This is a genomic window from Pseudomonas sp. CFBP 13727 (assembly GCF_014841915.1).
Taxonomy (GTDB): Bacteria; Pseudomonadota; Gammaproteobacteria; order Pseudomonadales; family Pseudomonadaceae; genus Aquipseudomonas; species Aquipseudomonas baltica.
Genome location: NZ_JACYUT010000003.1, coordinates 504891 through 522587 on the forward strand (window position 1 = coordinate 504891; position 17697 = coordinate 522587).

General features: G+C 64.3%; 16 protein-coding genes. 10 read left to right on the forward strand and 6 right to left on the reverse strand.

Annotated features, from left to right (window positions below; all coding sequences use genetic code 11):
• Positions 1-15: 15 nt before the first annotated feature.
• The 6 genes from ppc to IFT76_RS13045 all read left to right on the forward strand — a co-directional run bounded on the left by ppc (position 16) and on the right by IFT76_RS13045 (position 6424).
• Complete coding sequence (ppc, locus tag IFT76_RS13020; RefSeq protein WP_192058683.1) at positions 16-2661, forward strand: phosphoenolpyruvate carboxylase; 2646 nt, start codon at positions 16-18, stop codon at positions 2659-2661.
• A gap of 265 nt (positions 2662-2926) precedes the next feature.
• Positions 2927-3574, forward strand: coding sequence for an adenylate kinase (adk, locus tag IFT76_RS13025; RefSeq protein WP_192058685.1), 648 nt, complete (start codon positions 2927-2929; stop codon positions 3572-3574).
• A gap of 123 nt (positions 3575-3697) precedes the next feature.
• On the forward strand, positions 3698-4378 hold the full coding sequence (tsaB, locus tag IFT76_RS13030) for a tRNA (adenosine(37)-N6)-threonylcarbamoyltransferase complex dimerization subunit type 1 TsaB (protein ID WP_192058687.1): 681 nt from the start codon (positions 3698-3700) through the stop codon (positions 4376-4378).
• A 148-nt stretch (positions 4379-4526) separates the two neighbouring features.
• Complete coding sequence (locus IFT76_RS13035; protein WP_192058689.1) at positions 4527-4820, forward strand: hypothetical protein; 294 nt, start codon at positions 4527-4529, stop codon at positions 4818-4820.
• Entirely contained in the window at positions 4817-5686 is an 870-nt protein-coding gene (locus IFT76_RS13040) for a DUF72 domain-containing protein (protein WP_192058776.1), read from the forward strand. The genes IFT76_RS13035 and IFT76_RS13040 overlap by 4 nt, the downstream gene beginning before the upstream one ends.
• A gap of 48 nt (positions 5687-5734) precedes the next feature.
• Positions 5735-6424, forward strand: a complete 690-nt coding sequence (locus tag IFT76_RS13045; RefSeq protein WP_185795079.1) for an extensin family protein — start codon at positions 5735-5737, stop codon at positions 6422-6424.
• Positions 6425-6701: 277 nt separating this feature from the next.
• Here the strand turns inward: IFT76_RS13045 and IFT76_RS13050 are convergent, their stop codons facing one another.
• Positions 6702-7316, reverse strand: coding sequence for an energy transducer TonB (locus IFT76_RS13050; RefSeq protein WP_192058690.1), 615 nt, complete (start codon positions 7314-7316; stop codon positions 6702-6704).
• A gap of 95 nt (positions 7317-7411) precedes the next feature.
• Here IFT76_RS13050 and IFT76_RS13055 point away from each other — a divergent pair, with 95 nt between their 5' ends.
• Together IFT76_RS13055 and IFT76_RS13060 are read left to right on the forward strand one after the other, a co-directional pair.
• A complete protein-coding gene (locus IFT76_RS13055; protein ID WP_342345282.1) occupies positions 7412-8194 on the forward strand; it encodes a class I SAM-dependent methyltransferase in 783 nt (260 codons plus the stop codon).
• Positions 8195-8331: 137 nt separating this feature from the next.
• Positions 8332-10521, forward strand: a complete 2190-nt coding sequence (locus IFT76_RS13060) for a TonB-dependent receptor (protein WP_185795082.1) — start codon at positions 8332-8334, stop codon at positions 10519-10521.
• An 18-nt stretch (positions 10522-10539) separates the two neighbouring features.
• Here the strand turns inward: IFT76_RS13060 and IFT76_RS13065 are convergent, their stop codons facing one another.
• The 5 genes from IFT76_RS13065 to dapE all read right to left on the reverse strand — a co-directional run bounded on the left by IFT76_RS13065 (position 10540) and on the right by dapE (position 15974).
• Positions 10540-10941, reverse strand: a complete 402-nt coding sequence (locus IFT76_RS13065; RefSeq protein ID WP_192058694.1) for a YbaY family lipoprotein — start codon at positions 10939-10941, stop codon at positions 10540-10542.
• A 60-nt stretch (positions 10942-11001) separates the two neighbouring features.
• Positions 11002-13485 (reverse strand): glycerol-3-phosphate 1-O-acyltransferase PlsB, encoded by a 2484-nt coding sequence (gene plsB / locus IFT76_RS13070; RefSeq protein WP_122475018.1) that lies wholly within the window; start codon positions 13483-13485, stop codon positions 11002-11004.
• A gap of 135 nt (positions 13486-13620) precedes the next feature.
• On the reverse strand, positions 13621-13998 hold the full coding sequence (locus IFT76_RS13075; RefSeq protein WP_122475016.1) for a hypothetical protein: 378 nt from the start codon (positions 13996-13998) through the stop codon (positions 13621-13623).
• Positions 13999-14010: 12 nt separating this feature from the next.
• Positions 14011-14823, reverse strand: a complete 813-nt coding sequence (locus IFT76_RS13080; RefSeq protein ID WP_122475015.1) for a putative RNA methyltransferase — start codon at positions 14821-14823, stop codon at positions 14011-14013.
• Positions 14823-15974, reverse strand: coding sequence for a succinyl-diaminopimelate desuccinylase (gene dapE, locus IFT76_RS13085; RefSeq protein ID WP_122475013.1), 1152 nt, complete (start codon positions 15972-15974; stop codon positions 14823-14825). The genes IFT76_RS13080 and dapE overlap by 1 nt, the downstream gene beginning before the upstream one ends.
• Positions 15975-16200: 226 nt before the next feature.
• Between dapE and IFT76_RS13090 the strand changes: the two genes are divergently transcribed.
• Both IFT76_RS13090 and IFT76_RS13095 read left to right on the forward strand, forming a co-directional pair.
• Positions 16201-16857, forward strand: a complete 657-nt coding sequence (locus tag IFT76_RS13090; RefSeq protein WP_122475011.1) for a DUF1120 domain-containing protein — start codon at positions 16201-16203, stop codon at positions 16855-16857.
• 182 nt (positions 16858-17039) lie between these two features.
• Positions 17040-17690 (forward strand): DUF1120 domain-containing protein, encoded by a 651-nt coding sequence (locus IFT76_RS13095; protein ID WP_192058696.1) that lies wholly within the window; start codon positions 17040-17042, stop codon positions 17688-17690.
• The last annotated feature ends 7 nt before the right edge of the window (positions 17691-17697 follow it).

Here is a 17697-nt window from a genome sequence, read left to right on the forward strand (position 1 = left end):
ATGGAGAAAATGCCGATGTCCGATATCGATCTGCGCCTGCGCGAAGACGTGCACCTGCTGGGTGAATTGCTGGGCAATACCATCCGCGATCAGTACGGCGACGCCTTTCTGGAAAAGATCGAGCGCATACGGCGTGGCGCCAAGGCAGACCGTCGGGCTGATCCGGCCGGTGATGCGGTCAGCGCCGAACTGCGCTCCAGCCTGGACGACCTCGGTGAGCAAGAGCTGCTGCCCGTGGCCCGCGCCTTCAATCAATTCCTCAACCTGGCCAACATCTGCGAGCAATACCAACTGATCCGCCGTCGTGACGAGGGCCAGCCCGAACCTTTCGAAAACCTTGCCCTGGGCGAGCTGCTGGGGCGGTTGAAAAGCGCCGGGCACAGCCCTGAAGCCTTGGCGCAGCAGTTGCTGGCGCTGGATATCGAGCTGGTGTTGACCGCGCACCCCACCGAAGTGGCTCGCCGCACGCTGATCCAGAAATACGACGCCATCGCTGCGCAGTTGGCCTTGCATGACCACCGCGATCTCACCACCGCCGAGCGCAACGCGGTGCGCGAGCGCCTGCAGCGGTTGATCGCCGAGGCCTGGCACACCGAAGAAATCCGTCGTACCCGACCCACGCCTGTGGATGAGGCCAAGTGGGGTTTCGCGGTCATCGAAAATTCGCTGTGGCAAGCGGTGCCCAACCACCTGCGCAAGGTCGACGCGGCATTGCAGGCCGCCACCGGCCAACGCCTGCCGTTGGGCGCTGCACCCATACACTTCGCTTCGTGGATGGGCGGCGACCGCGACGGCAATCCGAACGTGACAGCCAAGGTTACTCGCGAAGTGCTGCTGCTGGCGCGCTGGATGGCGGCGGATCTGTTTCTGCGCGATGTCGACCAATTGGCCGCCGATCTGTCCATGCAGCAGGCCAGTGCGCCGCTCATGGCCCAGGCGTCCGACAGCCGCGAACCCTATCGCGCCGTGCTCAAGCAACTGCGCGAACGCCTGCGGGCCACGCGCAACTGGGCCCATGCCTCGCTGCCGGGCGATCAGCCCGGCGATGACCAGGTGCTGCAGGACAATCGCGAGCTGATCGAGCCGTTGCAGTTGTGCTTCGATTCACTGCACGCCTGCGGCATGGGCGTGATCGCCGATGGACCGCTGCTGGACTGCCTGCGCCGCGCCGTGACCTTCGGCCTGTTCCTGGTGCGCCTCGACGTGCGTCAGGATTCGACCCGCCATCGCTCAGCGTTGAGCGAGATCACCGAGTACCTGGGGTTGGGTCGCTATGCCGACTGGGACGAAGAGGCGCGGGTCGAATTCCTCGTGCGCGAGCTCGCCAATCGCCGGCCGTTGCTGCCGACCTGCTTCGAACCCAGCGAAGACACCGCCGAAGTACTGGCCACCTGCCGCGAGGTAGCGGCCGCGCCGGCTGCGTCACTGGGCTCCTACGTGATCTCCATGGCGGGCGCCGCCTCCGACGTGCTGGCGGTGCAGCTTCTGCTCAAGGAGTCCGGGCTGCGTCGATCGATGCGCGTGGTGCCGCTGTTCGAAACCCTGGCCGACCTCGACAATGCCGGCCCGGTGCTCGAGCGCCTGCTGCAGTTGCCCGACTACCGCAGCTCGCTGCAGGGTCCGCAGGAGGTGATGATCGGCTACTCCGATTCGGCCAAGGATGCCGGGACCACCGCCGCCGCATGGGCGCAGTACCGGGCCCAGGAAACCCTGGTGAACATTTGCCAGGCGCACGGCGTCGAGCTGTTGCTGTTCCATGGTCGCGGCGGCACCGTCGGCCGCGGTGGCGGTCCGGCCCATGCGGCCATTCTGTCGCAGCCACCAGGCTCGGTGGCGGGGCGCTTCCGCACCACCGAACAGGGCGAAATGATCCGCTTCAAGTTCGGCCTGCCGGACATCGCCGAGCAAAATCTCAACCTGTATGTCGCCGCCGTGCTGGAAGCCACCGTGCTGCCGCCGCCGCTGCCCGAGCCTGCCTGGCGCACCGTGATGGACGAGTTGGCGGAGCAGGGCGTCAAGGCCTATCGGCAGGTGGTGCGCGAGAACCCGCACTTCGTCGAGTACTTCCGCCAGGCCACGCCCGAACAGGAGCTTGGTCGTTTGCCACTGGGCAGCCGTCCGGCCAAGCGCCGGCAGGGCGGCATCGAAAGCCTGCGCGCCATTCCGTGGATCTTCGGCTGGACCCAGACGCGGTTGATGCTGCCCGCCTGGCTGGGCTGGGAGGCGGCCCTGGGCGCAGCGCTGGCGCGCGGCCAGGCTGCGCAACTGGCTTCGATGCGCGCCCACTGGCCGTTCTTCCGCACGCGCATCGACATGCTCGAGATGGTGCTGGCCAAGGCCGATGCCGAGATTGCGGCGCTGTACGACGTGCGGCTGGTCGAACCCGAGCTGCAGCCATTGGGCGCGCAACTGCGCGACCTATTGTCGCAGTGTTGCGCGGCCGTGCTGGGCCTGACCGGGCAGACTCACCTGCTTGCGCACAGCCCGACGACCCTGGAGTTCTTCAGCCTGCGCAACACCTACCTGGATCCGTTGCATCAGTTGCAGGCCGAACTGCTGAAACGCTCGCGCGCCCGCGAAGCGGCGCTGGACAGCCCTCTGGAACAGGCCCTGCTGGTCACCGTGGCAGGCATCGCCGCCGGGTTGCGCAATACCGGTTGAGACGGGCGGTCGATCGGTGCAGCCGGGCAGCTGTCAGCTCGGGTGCAACCGATTGGCGGTGATACCCGGTACAACCCCTGCAGGATGCCGTCCTCGGGGGCAGGTGCCTGCGACTTTCGGTGGCTTGTGTGCCCCGTGCCCGCTGTGTATCTTGATCAGCCTTTGGCCATCTTGCGGCCATCATTTTTCTTGGGAAGGGCTTCTGCCGTCAGCGCGGCGGAAGCAGATTCGACGACTATCTATAAAAATCGAGAGGAGCACATCGATGCGCGTGATTCTGCTGGGAGCTCCCGGGGCCGGTAAAGGTACTCAGGCAAAATTCATCACCGAAAAATTCGGTATCCCGCAAATTTCCACGGGCGACATGCTCCGTGCTGCCGTCAAGGCCGGTAGCGAACTGGGCGTGATGGCCAAGAGCGTCATGGACAGCGGTGGCCTGGTGTCCGACGACCTGATCATTGCCCTGGTCAAGGAGCGCATTGTCCAGCCCGACTGTGCCAACGGCTTCCTCTTCGATGGCTTCCCGCGCACCATTCCGCAGGCCGAAGCGCTGGTCACCAACGGTGTGGAGCTCGACCACGTTCTGGAAATCGCCGTCGACGACGAAGAGATCGTTCAGCGTATCGCCGGCCGTCGGGTCCACGAGGCATCGGGCCGGGTCTATCACACCGTCTACAATCCACCGCGCGAAGCGGGCAAGGATGACGTGACCGGTGAGGCGCTGGTGCAGCGCAAGGACGACACCGAGGAAACCGTGCGTCATCGCCTCTCGGTCTACCACTCGCAGACCAAGCCCTTGGTGGCCTTCTACAACGAACTGGCGGCTGCCCATGGCAAGCCCAAGTGCAGCCACGTCGAAGGCGTCGGTTCGGTCGCCGACATCACCGCCAAGGTGCTTGCCGCACTGAGCTGAGTGCTGGCATCCAGACGCGTGGCACCCACACACTGGGTGTCGGCCACTGCCTTGCCATGAACGGCCCGCTTGCGGGCCGTAGTTGTCTATAATCGCCTATTCCCCCTTGCCTGGACCCTTTCGATGACCACCCTGCTGGCCCTGGACACTGCCACTGAAGCCTGTTCCGTTGCTTTGCTGCACGATGCCAAGGTGTCGAGCCACTATGAAGTGATCCCGCGCCTTCACGCGCAGAAGCTGCTGCCGATGATCAAGACCTTGCTGGCCGAAGCGGGCGTAGCGCTGACGGCCGTCGATGCGATCGCTTTCGGGCGCGGGCCGGGCGCTTTCACCGGGGTGCGCATCGCGGTAGGGGTGGTCCAGGGCTTGGCTTTCGGTCTGGATCGTCCCGTGTTGCCAGTGTCCAACCTGGCCCTGCTGGCCCAGCGCGCCTGGCGCGAGCATGGCGTCGGCCAGGTAGCGGCCGCGATCGACGCGCGCATGGACGAGGTGTACTGGGGTTGCTATCGGGAGCACGCGGGAGAAATGCGCCTGCAGGGTGAGGAGGGGGTATTCGCTCCCGAACGGGCCCTGCTGCCGGCCCAGGCCTCTGGCGAATGGTTCGGCGCAGGCACCGGCTGGACCTATGCCGAGCGGATCGCTGTGCCCACCGTAGGGCGTGACGCCGATCTGCTGCCTCATGCGCAAGACCTGCTCGAGCTTGCACGGTTTGCCTGGGCGCGTGGCGAAGGCTTGCCCGCCGATGGCGCCCAGCCGGTCTATCTGCGTGACAACGTTGCCACACCGAAGAAGTCGCCGTTGTAGTACGCTTCGTCGGCGTTCAAGCCTGTAGTGCGCATTTCATCGGCATAATCTGCCATGAAGATAAAACTTTGCCGCAATTTGTGGTCTAGTGATCACTGGGTCACTGCAGGACACTGTGGCGGCTTATTTCGACGATCGAGTGAACCTGATGCGTATCGATGGTGTTTCCTCCCAGCCTTATCCAATCAAGCGCAAGCCGCTTGCGGACAAGGCGCGGGTGCAGGAAACCCTCGACGATATCGAAGGCGAGTTCGAGGTTCCTGCGCAGCCTACGCCCCAGCGCTCCCGCGCGCGTGGCACCAGCGTGCCGGCCCGCCAGCAGGACATGATCTTCCCCCGCTCGATGAGCCGGCGTGCGGCCGACGCGCTGGGCATGTACCTGAGCACCCAGGGTTTCGTCGAGTGGGACAATGAAGTCCTGGGCCTGGATGTGCATATCTGACTGTGCCCAGCCTGCCTTATTTCATCGGCTGTCCGTCGTGGAGCGAAAACGCCTGGCGCGGGGATTTCTATCCGCAAGACGCGCGTCCGCCGGATTTCCTGGCCCTCTATGCCCAACAGTTCAACGCTGTGGAAGGCAACACCACGTTCTACGCACGGCCGGCGCCCAATACCGTGGAACGCTGGGCTGCAAGCATGCCCGCCGATTTTCGCTTCACGGCCAAACTGCCGCGCGACATCAGCCATGGTGGCGATCTGCGCGAGCAACTGGGAGTGGCTGAGGATTTTTGTCGGCTGCTCGCGCCGCTCGGCGATCGGGTGGCGCCCTTGTGGTTGCAGCTGCCTGCATCGTTCGCGCCCTGGCGGCTGCCGGAATTGATCGGCTTCATCGACGTGCTGCAGCGGCCCATCGCTGTGGAGGTACGCCACGGCGCATTCTTCGCTCGCGGTGACGAGGAACGACTGCTCAACAATCTGCTGCGCGAACGCAATGTCGAACGCATCTGTCTGGATCCGCGTGCGCTGTTCAGTTGTGTTTCCGACGCGCCTGCCGTGCTTCATGCCCAGTCCAAGAAGCCGCGGGTGCCACCCCGCCCAGCGGCGTTCAGCCACAGCCCGCAGGTGCGTTTCATCGGCCACCCGCAGTTGCAGGCGAATGAGCCTTTTCTGACCCCCTGGGTGGAGAAGATCGCCGCCTGGATCGAAGAGGGCCGCACCCCCTACATTTTCCTGCACACGGCCGACAACTTGCTCGCGCCCGCGCTGGCCCGGCGTTTCCACGAGCGTTTGATGGAACGTTTGCCAGGCTTGCCGGCCTTAATGGAACTGCCTCGGGAGCCACAGACGGCGCAACTCGGCCTGCTCTGACGCGGTTTTTCCGCAGGTACCGTTCAGCCACGCGAAGCAGGAGCCTGTGTGCCGAGATTGCTGATCATTCTGCTGCTTCTGGCCGCCGCGCCCGTTGCCGTGTGGCGAGGTTGGGTCGAGGTGCCCGATCGCTGGAATCCCTGGGCCCCGCTGGATATCGCCGAACCGGTGAATTTCCTTACCCGCTACAAGCTCGGCAAGTTACAGAATGATCCACAGCTGTGTGTGCAGGCTCTGGCAACTTCCACCGTGCGCTATAGCGTTCAGGCCGACAGCCCGGCCGATGCCAAGTGCCCGTTGGTGAACGTGTTGCGCGTGCAGGGCAGCGAGGTCAGGTTGAGCAGCAGTTTCCTCGCCACCTGCCCGGTGGTGGTGGCGTTCGCCATGTTCGAGCGCCAGGCCCTGCAGCCGGCAGCGCAGGCGACGTTCGGTCAGGCAGTAACGCAGGTGGATCACCTGGGCAGTTTTGCCTGCCGCAATGTCTATGGTCGCAGTGAAGGACGTCTGAGCCAGCACGCCAGCGCAAACGCGCTGGACATCGCTGGGTTTCGTCTGGCCGACGGACGTCGTATCAACGTGCTCAAGGATTGGCCTGGCGACAGCGCCAACGCGCGCTTCCTGCGCCAGGTACGCGACGGCGCCTGCAAGCATTTCAATACCGTGCTGGGCCCCGAGTACAACGCCGCCCACCGCAACCATTTTCACCTCGACATGGGCCGCTGGAGCGTGTGTCGCTGATTCATTTCCGGCCACCGCGGTGAACCCGGACGCGGCTTGCGCCGCTGCTACAGGGCATGGGCTGGCTGAACGCCGCACGCGGCTTGCGCCGCTGCTACAGGGCATGGGCTGGCTGAACGCCGGACGCGGCTTGCGCCGCTGCTACAGGGCCTGGGTTGGCTGAACGCCGGACGCGGCTTGCGCCGCTGCCATATGGCTGCCGGTGTGGGCCTCTGTAGCAGCGGCGCGAGCCGCGTCGGCGGTGCGCGCGAGGTATCTGGATGGATGCGATCGGCGCTCAGGCAGCCAGGCGGATGTTGTTCAACACGGCGGGGCGCATCCAGCTCAGGTCCAGGTCCAACGCATGGCATTGCTCACTGATGGTTTCCTGCGCCAGCGGTACCGGCGTCTGCGCCAACTGCCAGTCGAGCTCGGCAATCGGCAGGCGCATTGCCCGAGGCAGAGGCGCCGGGGCAGGTTGCGTGCTCTGGCTACCTTGGTTCAGCACCAGCGGACGAACCCAGCGGCTGTCGAACGCCAACTGCGCTTGTTGGGCCAGCACGTCCTGCTCGGGCAGCGGTGCGGAGGGTTTGTCCAGCAACATCAGCTCCAGTTCGGCCTTTGGCAGAAACAGCGGCTCGGGAGGCTTCACTTCGGTGTCGCGAACATCGCACAGGCGCTGCAGCAGAATGTGCGCCAGGATCTCGCTGCCGGCGCTGGGCTCAGCCGCCGCTGCATTGTCCGCCGCCGCACGAGCCTGCCCTGGCAGCTGTCCATCGCAGTGCTCGGTCAATGCCTGGGCAAAGAAGTCCTGCCACAGCGCACTTGCAGCACCCAGGGTCTGGATGTTGTGCTGGCTGAAGTCGCCGATGGGCGAAATGTAACCTGGCGCTGTGGAATTGATGACGGACATGGCACTCGGCACGCTTGGGCTCTGGCAAAATGCCTGGCAAAGTTCTTATCGGCGGCGTGCGCCGATCTTTTAGCCTTTCGATACAGGAATCTTCAGTGGAGCAGCAAGCCGGTGGTCGCATCCAGGTTCAGGCACAGAACGACGCCTGCGAACCGCAAGCCGAACGATGGGCGCAACGCCTGCATCTGCCTCGCCAGTTGCCCGACGCCGATTTCGTGCTGCAGGTCGGCGAAACCGGCCTGCAGTTGCAACAACTGGGCGCGGACGCGCCGGGGCCCGTGCGTGTGGATTTCGTCGAGGGCGCCGTCGCTCACCGACGACTGTACGGCGGTGGCAGCGGTCAGATGATCGCCAAGGCCGTTGGCGTGCAGCCTGGCGTGCGCCCGCGGATACTGGATGCCACGGCCGGCCTGGGCAAGGACGCGTTCGTGCTGGCCAGTCTGGGCTGCGAGATGAGCCTGGTGGAGCGCCAGCCGATCATCGCCGCGCTGCTCGAGGACGGACTGGCCCGTGCCCAGGGTGACCTGGAGGTAGGCGCCATCGTTGCACGCATGCATTTGCTTCAGGGCAACTCGATCGAGGTCATGCAGCAGTGGCAGGGCGAAGCGCCCCAGGTGATCTACCTGGATCCGATGTTTCCCCATCGCGAAAAAAGTGCGTTGGTGAAGAAGGAAATGCGCCTGTTCCGGCCGCTGGTGGGCGATGACATAGACGCACCGGCCCTGCTGGCCGCCGCCCTGGCCCTGGCCAGCCACCGGGTAGTGGTCAAGCGACCGCGCAAGGCGCCCTGCATCGAGGGCTGCAAACCCAGCCATGCGCTTGAAGGCAAATCCAGCCGCTACGATATCTACCCGAAGAAAGCCCTGAAACCGACGTGATGAATGGACGCAGGTTGTAGGCCAGGACGACCCCCGGCGCCCGGGGGTACGTAGGATCGGTCCTGATTTTTTCCCAACCGGTTATAGCGCGGCGCGCTCAAATAGAATCAAGTCTCATTTGTAGTGAGGCTGTATACATGTACCGTTCTACAGGAGTTTGCACATTGCCCCGCCGTTCGGCGCTGGGCCTGGCGTTGATCGGTTGCGCCGCAGGTGCCAATGCCCACGAAGGGCCCGAATCGCTGGTGCTCGACAAGCTGAGCGTGATCGGCAAGCAGGCCGCGCCACCCTACCAGGTCGAGCGTTCGGCTTCCGCCAAGTACGCCGTGCCACTGCTCGACGTGCCGCAAACGGTTACCGTTGTCCCGCGCCAGATCATGCGCGAGCAGAATGCCCTGAGCCTGCGCCGGGCACTGTCCAATGTCTCCGGCATCTCCTTCAATGCGGGCGAGGGCGGCGGCGGGTCGGGAGACAGCATCAACATCCGCGGTTTCAGCGCCAATGCCAACCTGCAGATCGACGGCCTGCGCGACTCTGCGCAGACCAGCCGCAGCGACCTGTTCAACCTGGAGCAGGTCGAGGTCATCAAGGGGCCCAGTTCGGTGTTCGGTGGCGCGAGCGCCACCGGCGGCTCCATCAACCTGATCACCAAGCTGCCGGTTGCCGACAGCTTCACCGAGCTGGGCGCCGGCGTTGGTACCGATCGCTATCGCCGCCTGACCCTGGACACCAATCAGCAGCTGCACGACCTGGGCGACGGCACCCTGTTTCGTCTCAATCTGATGGCTCACGAGAACCACGTGCCGGGGCGCGATCGCATCGAACAGCAGCGCTGGGGCCTGGCGCCGTCGCTGATGTTCGGGCACGGCAGCGACACGCGCCTGACCCTCAGCTATTTCCACCAGAGCGATGACAACCTGCCTGACTACGGCGTGCCTGCACGCGATGGCAAGCGCTTGCCGGGCGTCAAGACCAGTCACTACTACGGCTGGCGCAACCTGGACCAGGACCGCACCGACACCGACAGCCTGACGGTCAAGTACGAGCACGACCTGAACCCGGACTGGAGCGTGCAGAACCTTGCCCGGCTCAGCCAGGTTGACCGCGATGCCACCGTGTCCGCTTCCCATGTCAGGCTGGCCAAGCTTCCGGCGCTACGCTACCTGCCGGCAGGGCCGCAAGCCTATCGGCGCGACGTGCAGACCCGCCTGGCGATGAACCAGACCAGCCTGACCGGTCACTTCGATACCTTCGGCCTGGGCCATACCCTGGTGGTCGGCGCGGAACTGTCGCGCGAAACCTACGACCGCAAGGCCTCGGGCTATGCCGTGGAGTCCTTCTACCCAGCCAACGGCTACGATCTGGCCAACCCGCCGGGTTACTGGAGCGGGCCGAAGGTCAAGTCGCCTACCAGCGTGGCGCACAACAGCATGGAAGATCGCGCCCTGTATGTGTTCGATACCCTGGCCCTGGACGAGCAGTGGGACCTCAGCCTGGGCCTGCGCTACGACCACATGCGGGCCCAGGCCAGTAATCGCTCGGCCAGCGGCGTTCGGACCCAGGCCGGCTCAACCGACGGCGTGTTCAGCCAACGTGCCGGCCTGGTCTACAAGCCCGCCGAGAACGGCCGCTTCTACGTCGCCTACGGCACCTCGTTCAACCCTTCGGCCGAGAACCTGCTGACCTACGGCGGTGGTCTTTCCGACAGCACCCAGAGCCTGGAACCCGAGAAGGGCAAGACCTGGGAACTGGGTACCAAGTGGCAATTGCTCGATGAGCGGCTGCAGCTGGAAGGCGCGCTGTTCCGGGTGGTCAAGGACAACGTGCGCGAGCGCTTGAGCGACGGCAGCAACCTGCTTGCCGGCAAGCAGCGCGTGCAGGGGTTGGAATTGGCAGCCACGGGCGCATTGAGCGAGAAGTGGCACGTGTTCGCCAACTACACCCTGCAAAGCAGCGAGACACTGAAGTCGGTGGCCAATCCCGAACGCATAGGTCAGGCACTGAAAAACACGGCGCCCCGATCTTTCAATCTATGGACCGCCTACCAGCTTCCCAGCGACATTACCCTGGCCTACGGCATCCGCCACGTCGGCAAACGCAACCTGACGTCCCAGGATCAAATCAAGCTCGATGCCTACTGGGTACACGACGCGATGCTGGGCTACCGGGCATCCGACAACCTCGAGCTGCAGCTGAACCTGAGCAACCTGACCGACACGAAGTACGTCGAGCGGGTGCGCACGGTCATCGGCAGCGATACCCGTTCCTCGGCCGTGGAGTTCGGTGATGGTCGTGCGGCGGTATTGAGCAGCGTCTATCGGTTCTGAACACCGCCGCAGCCCTGGCTACCGCGAAGCGGCATCCATGCGGATACGCAGCGGCTGCTCATCCTTGCCATCCAGCGTCACGCCGTGATGCTGGGTGCTGACGAACAGCAGGTGCCCGTCGGCTTCAACGCGGGCACTCACCGAATAGCGATGCCCCGGCTTGACCTGGGCCGGGTCGTATTCAAGTTTGAACGGCAGCGGCACCTGGCCAGTGATCGGGCCGCTCTGCCGGGCCAGGGCCACCGCAGGGGCGTCAGCCAGGGACACGTCCTGCAGGCTCACGGTCAATACGGCCGATGGCGGCAAGGCGATGCGCTGCAGATAGAACGCCTCCCCCTCGAGCGTGGCCTTGGGTGCGGGCTGCATGCTGCTGCAGGCGCCGATGAGGGCGCTGAGTACGATCAGTGAAAGGCGCTTCATGGTTATCTCCATTTACAAATTCGGCCGTCAGGCAAAAGCATAGGCAAAGACCGTCGTCGATCACAGCCCATCGGCGGCCTCATCGCTGCGGTGCAGCGCAACCTGGCGGATCGACAGGCGTATTTCAGCGGGCAATACCCGTTTGGCAGCGCCTTCGGCCAGCTCATCGAGCATGGGGTGGTGGCTCAACTTGCCTTGGGCATCGCGGCGCAGTACCCCTTGATCGAGCAGGGTCTGAATGAAGTGACGGAACAGGCTCTTGTCGAAGAACTCCGGGGCGTTCAGGCCATGCAGGATCGACAGGCGCTGGGCCATGGTGGTGCACAGGTTTTCCAGTTCTTCGGCGCTGAGGGTGTTCTGCCCGGCATTGAGCAACAGGGCGATGGCCATGTAGAAACGCTGCAGGGTCTGCGCGATGGCACGCGACAACAAGGTCAGCAGCACGAATTGCCGCGAACTCGGCGCGGGGCGCAGGTACACACCGTTTTCCAGGCGCAGCAGGCCTTGTTCGACCAGCGCTTGCAGCCACTGGTCAATCACCTCGTCGAGCTGCCCGGCGTTCCAGCGGATGAACAGTTCGGCTTGCAGATAGGGGTACAGCGCATGGGCGTAGCGCAGGATCTGCTCGCGGGTCATGCGCGAAGTGCTCTGGAAGAAGCTGGCAAGCAGCGCGGGCAGGGCGAAGATGTGCAACACGTTATTGCGGTAATAGGTCATCAGCACCGCGTGCTGTTCGTCCAGATACAGGATTTTGCCCAGGGCATCGCTCTGTTCGGACAGCAGCTGCATGCCCTGGACATGAGCGATCAGGCTGCGGGCGTCCCCCGTGGGCACGGTAGTATGAGGCGAGTAGGGCACCTGGCGCAGCAGGGTCAGGTACAGGTCGAGTACTCGTTCCATTGCCCGTTCGTCCAGGGCCAGCTTGCTGGTCGACAGCAGTGCCAGTGCCACCAGGTTCACCGGGTTGATGGCTGCAGCCTCGTTCATGTGGCGAGCCACGCGGATGCTCAGGCGATGCGTGGTTTCGTTCAGCCAGTCGGGCTTGAACTGCGGCGCCAGGTCTTGCTCGCGCCAGCCAGGCTGCTGCTCATCGAGAAAAGCCTGCAGCTTGATCGGCTCGCCGAAGTTGACCGCCACTTGGCCAAAGCGCTGCTTGAGTGCGCCGATGACCTTGAAGACGTCCAGAATCGACTCTTTCTTCTTCGCCGCGCCGCGCAGCTCGCCCAGGTAGGTACGGCCTTCCAGCACGCGTTCGTAGCCGATGTACACCGGTACGAAGACAATGGGCGTACGCGAGGAGCGTAGATAGCTGCGCAGGGTGATGGCCAGCATGCCTGTCTTGGGTTGCAGCATGCGTCCGGTGCGCGAGCGCCCGCCTTCGACGAAGTACTCCACCGGAAAACCCTTGGTGAACAGGGTGTGCAGGTATTCGTTGAACACGGCGCTGTACAGCGGATTGCCCTTGAAAGTGCGGCGCATGAAAAACGCCCCGCCTCGGCGCAGCAGGCTGCCGATCACAGGCATGTTGAGGTTGATGCCGGCAGCAACATGGGGTGGCGTCAGGCCGTTCTTGAACAGCAGGTAAGACAGCAGCAGGTAGTCGATGTGGCTGCGATGGCATGGCACATAGATGATCTCGTTGCCACGGGCAACGTCCTTCACACCGTCGATGTTGTTGACCTTGATGCCGTCGTAGATCTTGTTCCAGAACCAGCTGAGCACCACTTCCATGAAGCGGATGGCGGTGTAGGTGTAGTCCGAGGCGATTTCGTTGCCGTAGTGCAACGCTCGGGCCTCGGCCTTTTCCAGGGTGATGTGCTCGCGTTCGGCTTCTTCGGCAATGGCCTGGCGCACCAGTGGGTCGCGCACCAGACCCTTGACCAGATGGCGGCGGTGGGAAATGTCGGGGCCGATGACTGCCGTCTTCAGGTTGCGAAAATGCACACGCAGGATGCGCTGGGCCATGCGCACCGTTCGCTCGTGACCCTTGTTCTGCTGCACCAGCTCGGCCAGGTGGATTGGCTCGGAAAACTGTACGCGGGTCTTGCGTCCCAGGATCAGAATGCTGACCAGCTTGCGCAAGCGCCCGGTAACCGCCCAGCTGTCGGCGAACAGCAGCTTCCAGGGGCTGGATTCGCTCGCTGGCGACTGGCCCCAGAACACGCTTACCGGAATGATCTGCGCATCTTCGCCGGCGTTCTGGGCCAGTGCCGTGACCAGCCGCGCCAGGGTGGGCGGGGCGCCGCGCTTGTCTTGCCGGCCCAGCCAGTCAGGGTCCGGGGTCAGGTAGAACACCGCCGTGGGCTCCATGAGATCGCCGATGGCCACGGGCAGCACCGGGCGTGGCAGGCCGGCTTTGCTGCATTCGCGGTCGACCACGGCAAGGTCGGCCAGCGAAGGCGATTGCAAGGCGTACAGCACGGGCCTGCTGCGATCCAGGTTCAAGGTGAACGAGGACTGGTTGATGGTTTCAGACCGAACCCACAGGTACAACAAGCGGCGCAAGGTGCCGAACACGAGGCGGTGCAGAGGTGAGCGGGTCATAGGCCAGGGCTTGGGGGGAAAACGCTATTTTACCGGCTTTTGCCGAGGTAAGTGATGCAGGGTGTCGGCGAATATCTTCGCGCGGCTACGGGCTCCTTCGCGGCCACTGGCCGCGAACCGTCGCGCTGCGGTGTATCAACTGGTACGCCAGGTGATTTCCTCTTCGCCATCGTCGCTGATACGGATCCAGCGGTCGGCATTCTCTTCGCCTTCTTCTTCCACCCAGCTGCCAGGCGCACAGCGCACCTCTACATTCAGGGCCTTGAAAGCTGCACGGGCGCAGGCCACGTCGTCGTCCCACGGCGTGGCGTCGCTCTCCAGGTACAGGCTGTTCCACTTGCCGACCGCCTTGGGCAGCCAGGTGACCGGCACGTCGCCCGCCTGGCACTTCCAGGTCTGGCCTTTCTGCTGCCAGTCGCTGCAGGGGCCCAGGGCCTGGCCGAGCCATGCGGCGATGGCCTTGTGATCGACGTCGGCGTCCTTGAGGTAAATCTCGATATCGGGTTGGCGCATGGGTAGGCTCGCTCAGTCTTGACGCACAAAGTAATCGTAGCGCATGGATACCGTGACCACGAACGGCCGCGGCTGTTCGATCACCGCGGTCCGTCGCTCGGCGCTGGCGCGCCAGCCATGCGGCGTCATCGCCAGCAGGTTGGCGCGCGATTGCGCGTCGATCAGCTTGAGCTTGAAGGTCAGGGTTTCATGGTGGGCATGCTGCATGCCCTCGGGCACCTGCAACAGGTGTTTGTCGTCGACGTAGTCGCGCACCTCGTCATACAGCTGTTCGCGCAGCTCCATCAGGTGGCCGCTGGTGGGTCCCACACGCATCAGCCCACCCCCCGGCGCCAGCAGGCGCTTGGCTTCGTCCCAGTCCAGCGGGCTGAAGACGCTGGTCAGGAACTGGCAGCTGGCATCGGCAAGCGGCACACGCGCCATGCTGGCAACCAGCCAATGTACCGACGGCGCTCGCTTGCAGGCGCGTTTGACCGCCTCGCGGGAGATGTCCAGGGCATACCCGTCGGCGCGCGGCAGCGCCTGGGCGATCTGTTCGGTGTAGTACCCCTCGCCACAGCCGATGTCCAGCCAGCGCCGAGGCCAGCGCTCGGCTGCAAGCTCGGCCAGGCGCTGGGCCACCGGCGCATAGTGTCCTTCGTTGAGGAAGTCCCGGCGAGCCTCGACCATGGCCTGGTTGTCGCCGGGGTCGCGGCTGTTCTTGTGCTGCACCGGCAGCAGATTCAGGTAGCCCTGGCGCGCGCGGTCGAAACGGTGACCGCTGGGGCAGACCATGCCGTTGTCGGCGTTGGCCAGCATGGCAGTGCAGAGGGGGCAGGTGAGCATCAGGCGAGTAACTCGACGAGGGTCTGGTAGTAGATTTCGGTCAGCACATCGAGGTCGCTGGCCAGGATGCGTTCGTTGACCTGGTGGATCGTGGCGTTGACCGGGCCCAACTCGACCACCTGGGTGCCGAGCGTGGCGATGAAGCGCCCGTCGGAGGTGCCGCCGCTGGTGGAGGCCTGGGTGTCGCGCCCAGTGACGTTCTTGATGCTCGCGGCCACCGCGTCCAGCAGCGCACCGGGCTCGGTCAGGAACGGCAGGCCGGACAGCGCCCAGTCCACGTGCCAGTCCAGGCCATGCTTGTCGAGAATCGCGGCCACGCGCTGCTGCAGGCCTTCGACCGTGGACTCGGTGGAGAAACGGAAGTTGAACACCGCCGTCAGTTCACCGGGAATGACGTTGGTGGCGCCCGTGCCGCTGTTGAGGTTGGACACCTGGAAGCTGGTTGGCGGGAAGAAGGCGTTGCCGTCGTCCCAGTGCTCGGCGGCGAGCTCGGCCAGGGCTGGGGCGACCAGGTGGATCGGGTTGCGGGCCAGGTGCGGATACGCCACATGGCCCTGCACGCCGCGCACGGTCAGAGTCGCACCGAGCGAGCCGCGTCGGCCGTTCTTGACTACGTCGCCGACCAGGGTGGTGCTCGACGGCTCGCCGACGATGCACCAGTCCAGGCGCTCGTTGCGTGCAGCCAGGCGCTCGACCACCGCTTTGGTGCCGTGATGGGCCGGGCCTTCTTCGTCGCTGGTGATCAGGAAGGCCACCGAGCCCCTGTGGTTGGGATGGTCGCCGACGAAGCGCTCGGCGGCCACCAGCATGGCCGCCAGGCTGCCCTTCATGTCGGCCGCGCCGCGCCCGTGGAGCATGCCCTGCTCGTCGATCACCGCCTCGAATGGGGCGATCTGCCAGGCCTGGGTGGGGCCGGTGGGCACCACGTCGGTATGCCCGGCGAAGCACAGCACCGGACCGTCCTGGGTACCGTGGGTGGCCCAGAAGTTATCCACCTCTTCGATGCGCATCGGCTCCAGCGCGAAGCCAGCCTGCCCCAGGCGTTGCATCATCAGCTTTTGGCAATCGGCGTCCAGAGGCGTGACCGAAGGGCGGCGGATCAGGTCGCAGGCAAGCTGCAGCGTGGGCGAAAGGTCGGCGGCGGCCGTCATGAAAACTCCAAAAGCAGGGGCGGCAAAGGGGCGATATGGTAAAGCAAAAACGCATGGGCCAACACCGCACCCCTGCTGGCGGCGCTTTCTCGTCCCAGGACCTACACCGCTGCGCGCACCTTCGTCGGGTGCAGTGGCCGATCTCTCATGTCTTGACCCGCGCGTGGCTATCACCATGCCGCACGCGCCACCTCCTTCACGCGAGCGCATAGCCTGAGACAACGACATGAACGCCGTTACCCGCATTACCCTGCTTGCCACGCTGCTCACCTCCATCGCCACGGCCGTCGCCGCGCCGTCGGTGGACATTACCGTCACCGGTTCGATCGTGCCGGGTGGCTGCACACCTACCCTGAGCAACGCGCTTTTCGATCATGGGCGGTTGTATACCCGCGACCTGCTTGCTTCAGCGCCCACCGTCCTGCTCGATCGTGCCCGTACCTCAACGTTGAACATAAATTGCGAAGCCGCTACCGCTTACGCGCTTCGTGCGGTGGACAATCGCGCCGATTCAGTCCTGGAAAACATCGACGGCAGCCGTTTCGGGCTGGGCTTGACCAGCAAGAACGAGAAAATCGGCTCCTACAGGCTACGCATCGATCCTGAAGGCTCGAGCCTGGATGGCGAACCGCTTCTGCTGCTGATAGGCAGCCCCACGGGCAATGCCTGGTCTGCCGCCGAACGCCGTGCGCGCAGCTTGCGCAACGATGGTCAGCTCATTGGTCTGGCCAGCCGAAAAAACGATGGCGGCGGACCCATGCCGGCAAAGGACGCAGTGCTGACCCTGGTGTCCTACCTGACCATCGCGCCGACCGACAGTTTGACGTTGGACGCTGAAGTGCCCTTGGCCGGTGCCGCTACCCTTGAGTTGTTCTACTTGTAGGAAGAACTACGTGAAGGAAGAACTAGGTGCAGTCAGATCTACCTGTACCAAGATCTTTCGTAGGAACAGATTTACCTTTTTTCAGAAATTTCCTCTTTCAAAGGGGAAACTTCCCCTTCAGCCTGAAGAGCGTGACCGGTTTCCCGTGCCGGTCAGCTCATCGGACAGTGAGGGACAACATCATGCATCCTGGCTTTCGGACGCTGACCGCCATGCTGGCGCTCGGCTTCACCACGCCTGCTTTCTGCGCTTCCACTGTGGATATTCAAGTCACCGGAACGCTCGTTCCCAGCGCTTGCACGCCCATCCTGAGTGTCAGCACGCTGCACTTCGGCACCGTGAGTTCGGCCGACCTGCACCCCGAGCGGCCTACCGCGGTGATCGAGCACACGCCGAACCTGACGATTCAGTGCGGCACACCGACCTTGTATGGTCTGCGCCTGGTGGACAACCGCGCCGGTTCAGCCTATGACTCCGGCATTGCTGGTCGACTGGGTATGGGCCGCACGGCGGCGGATGAGCAGATTGGCGCGTATCATCTGCAAGTCGATCCAGCACGTTCGACCGTCGATAGCCGTCGTGTATTTCTCAGCCTCGGCGATCGTACCGGCAGCCTGTGGAGCACTTCTACCGCCCAGCCGATGGCGCTGCCTACCGACGGCAGTTTATTGGGGCTGGTCGACCGTGTCGGCGTAGACACCGGTGCCGTAGTGGTACGAATGGCCCAGCTGGGCATCCGCGCCCATGGCGTTATCGCTCCTGCGCGCAGCCTGACCTTGACCGATGCCGTGCCCTTGGACGGACACGTCACCGTGGAGCTGGTCTACCTGTAAGCATGCG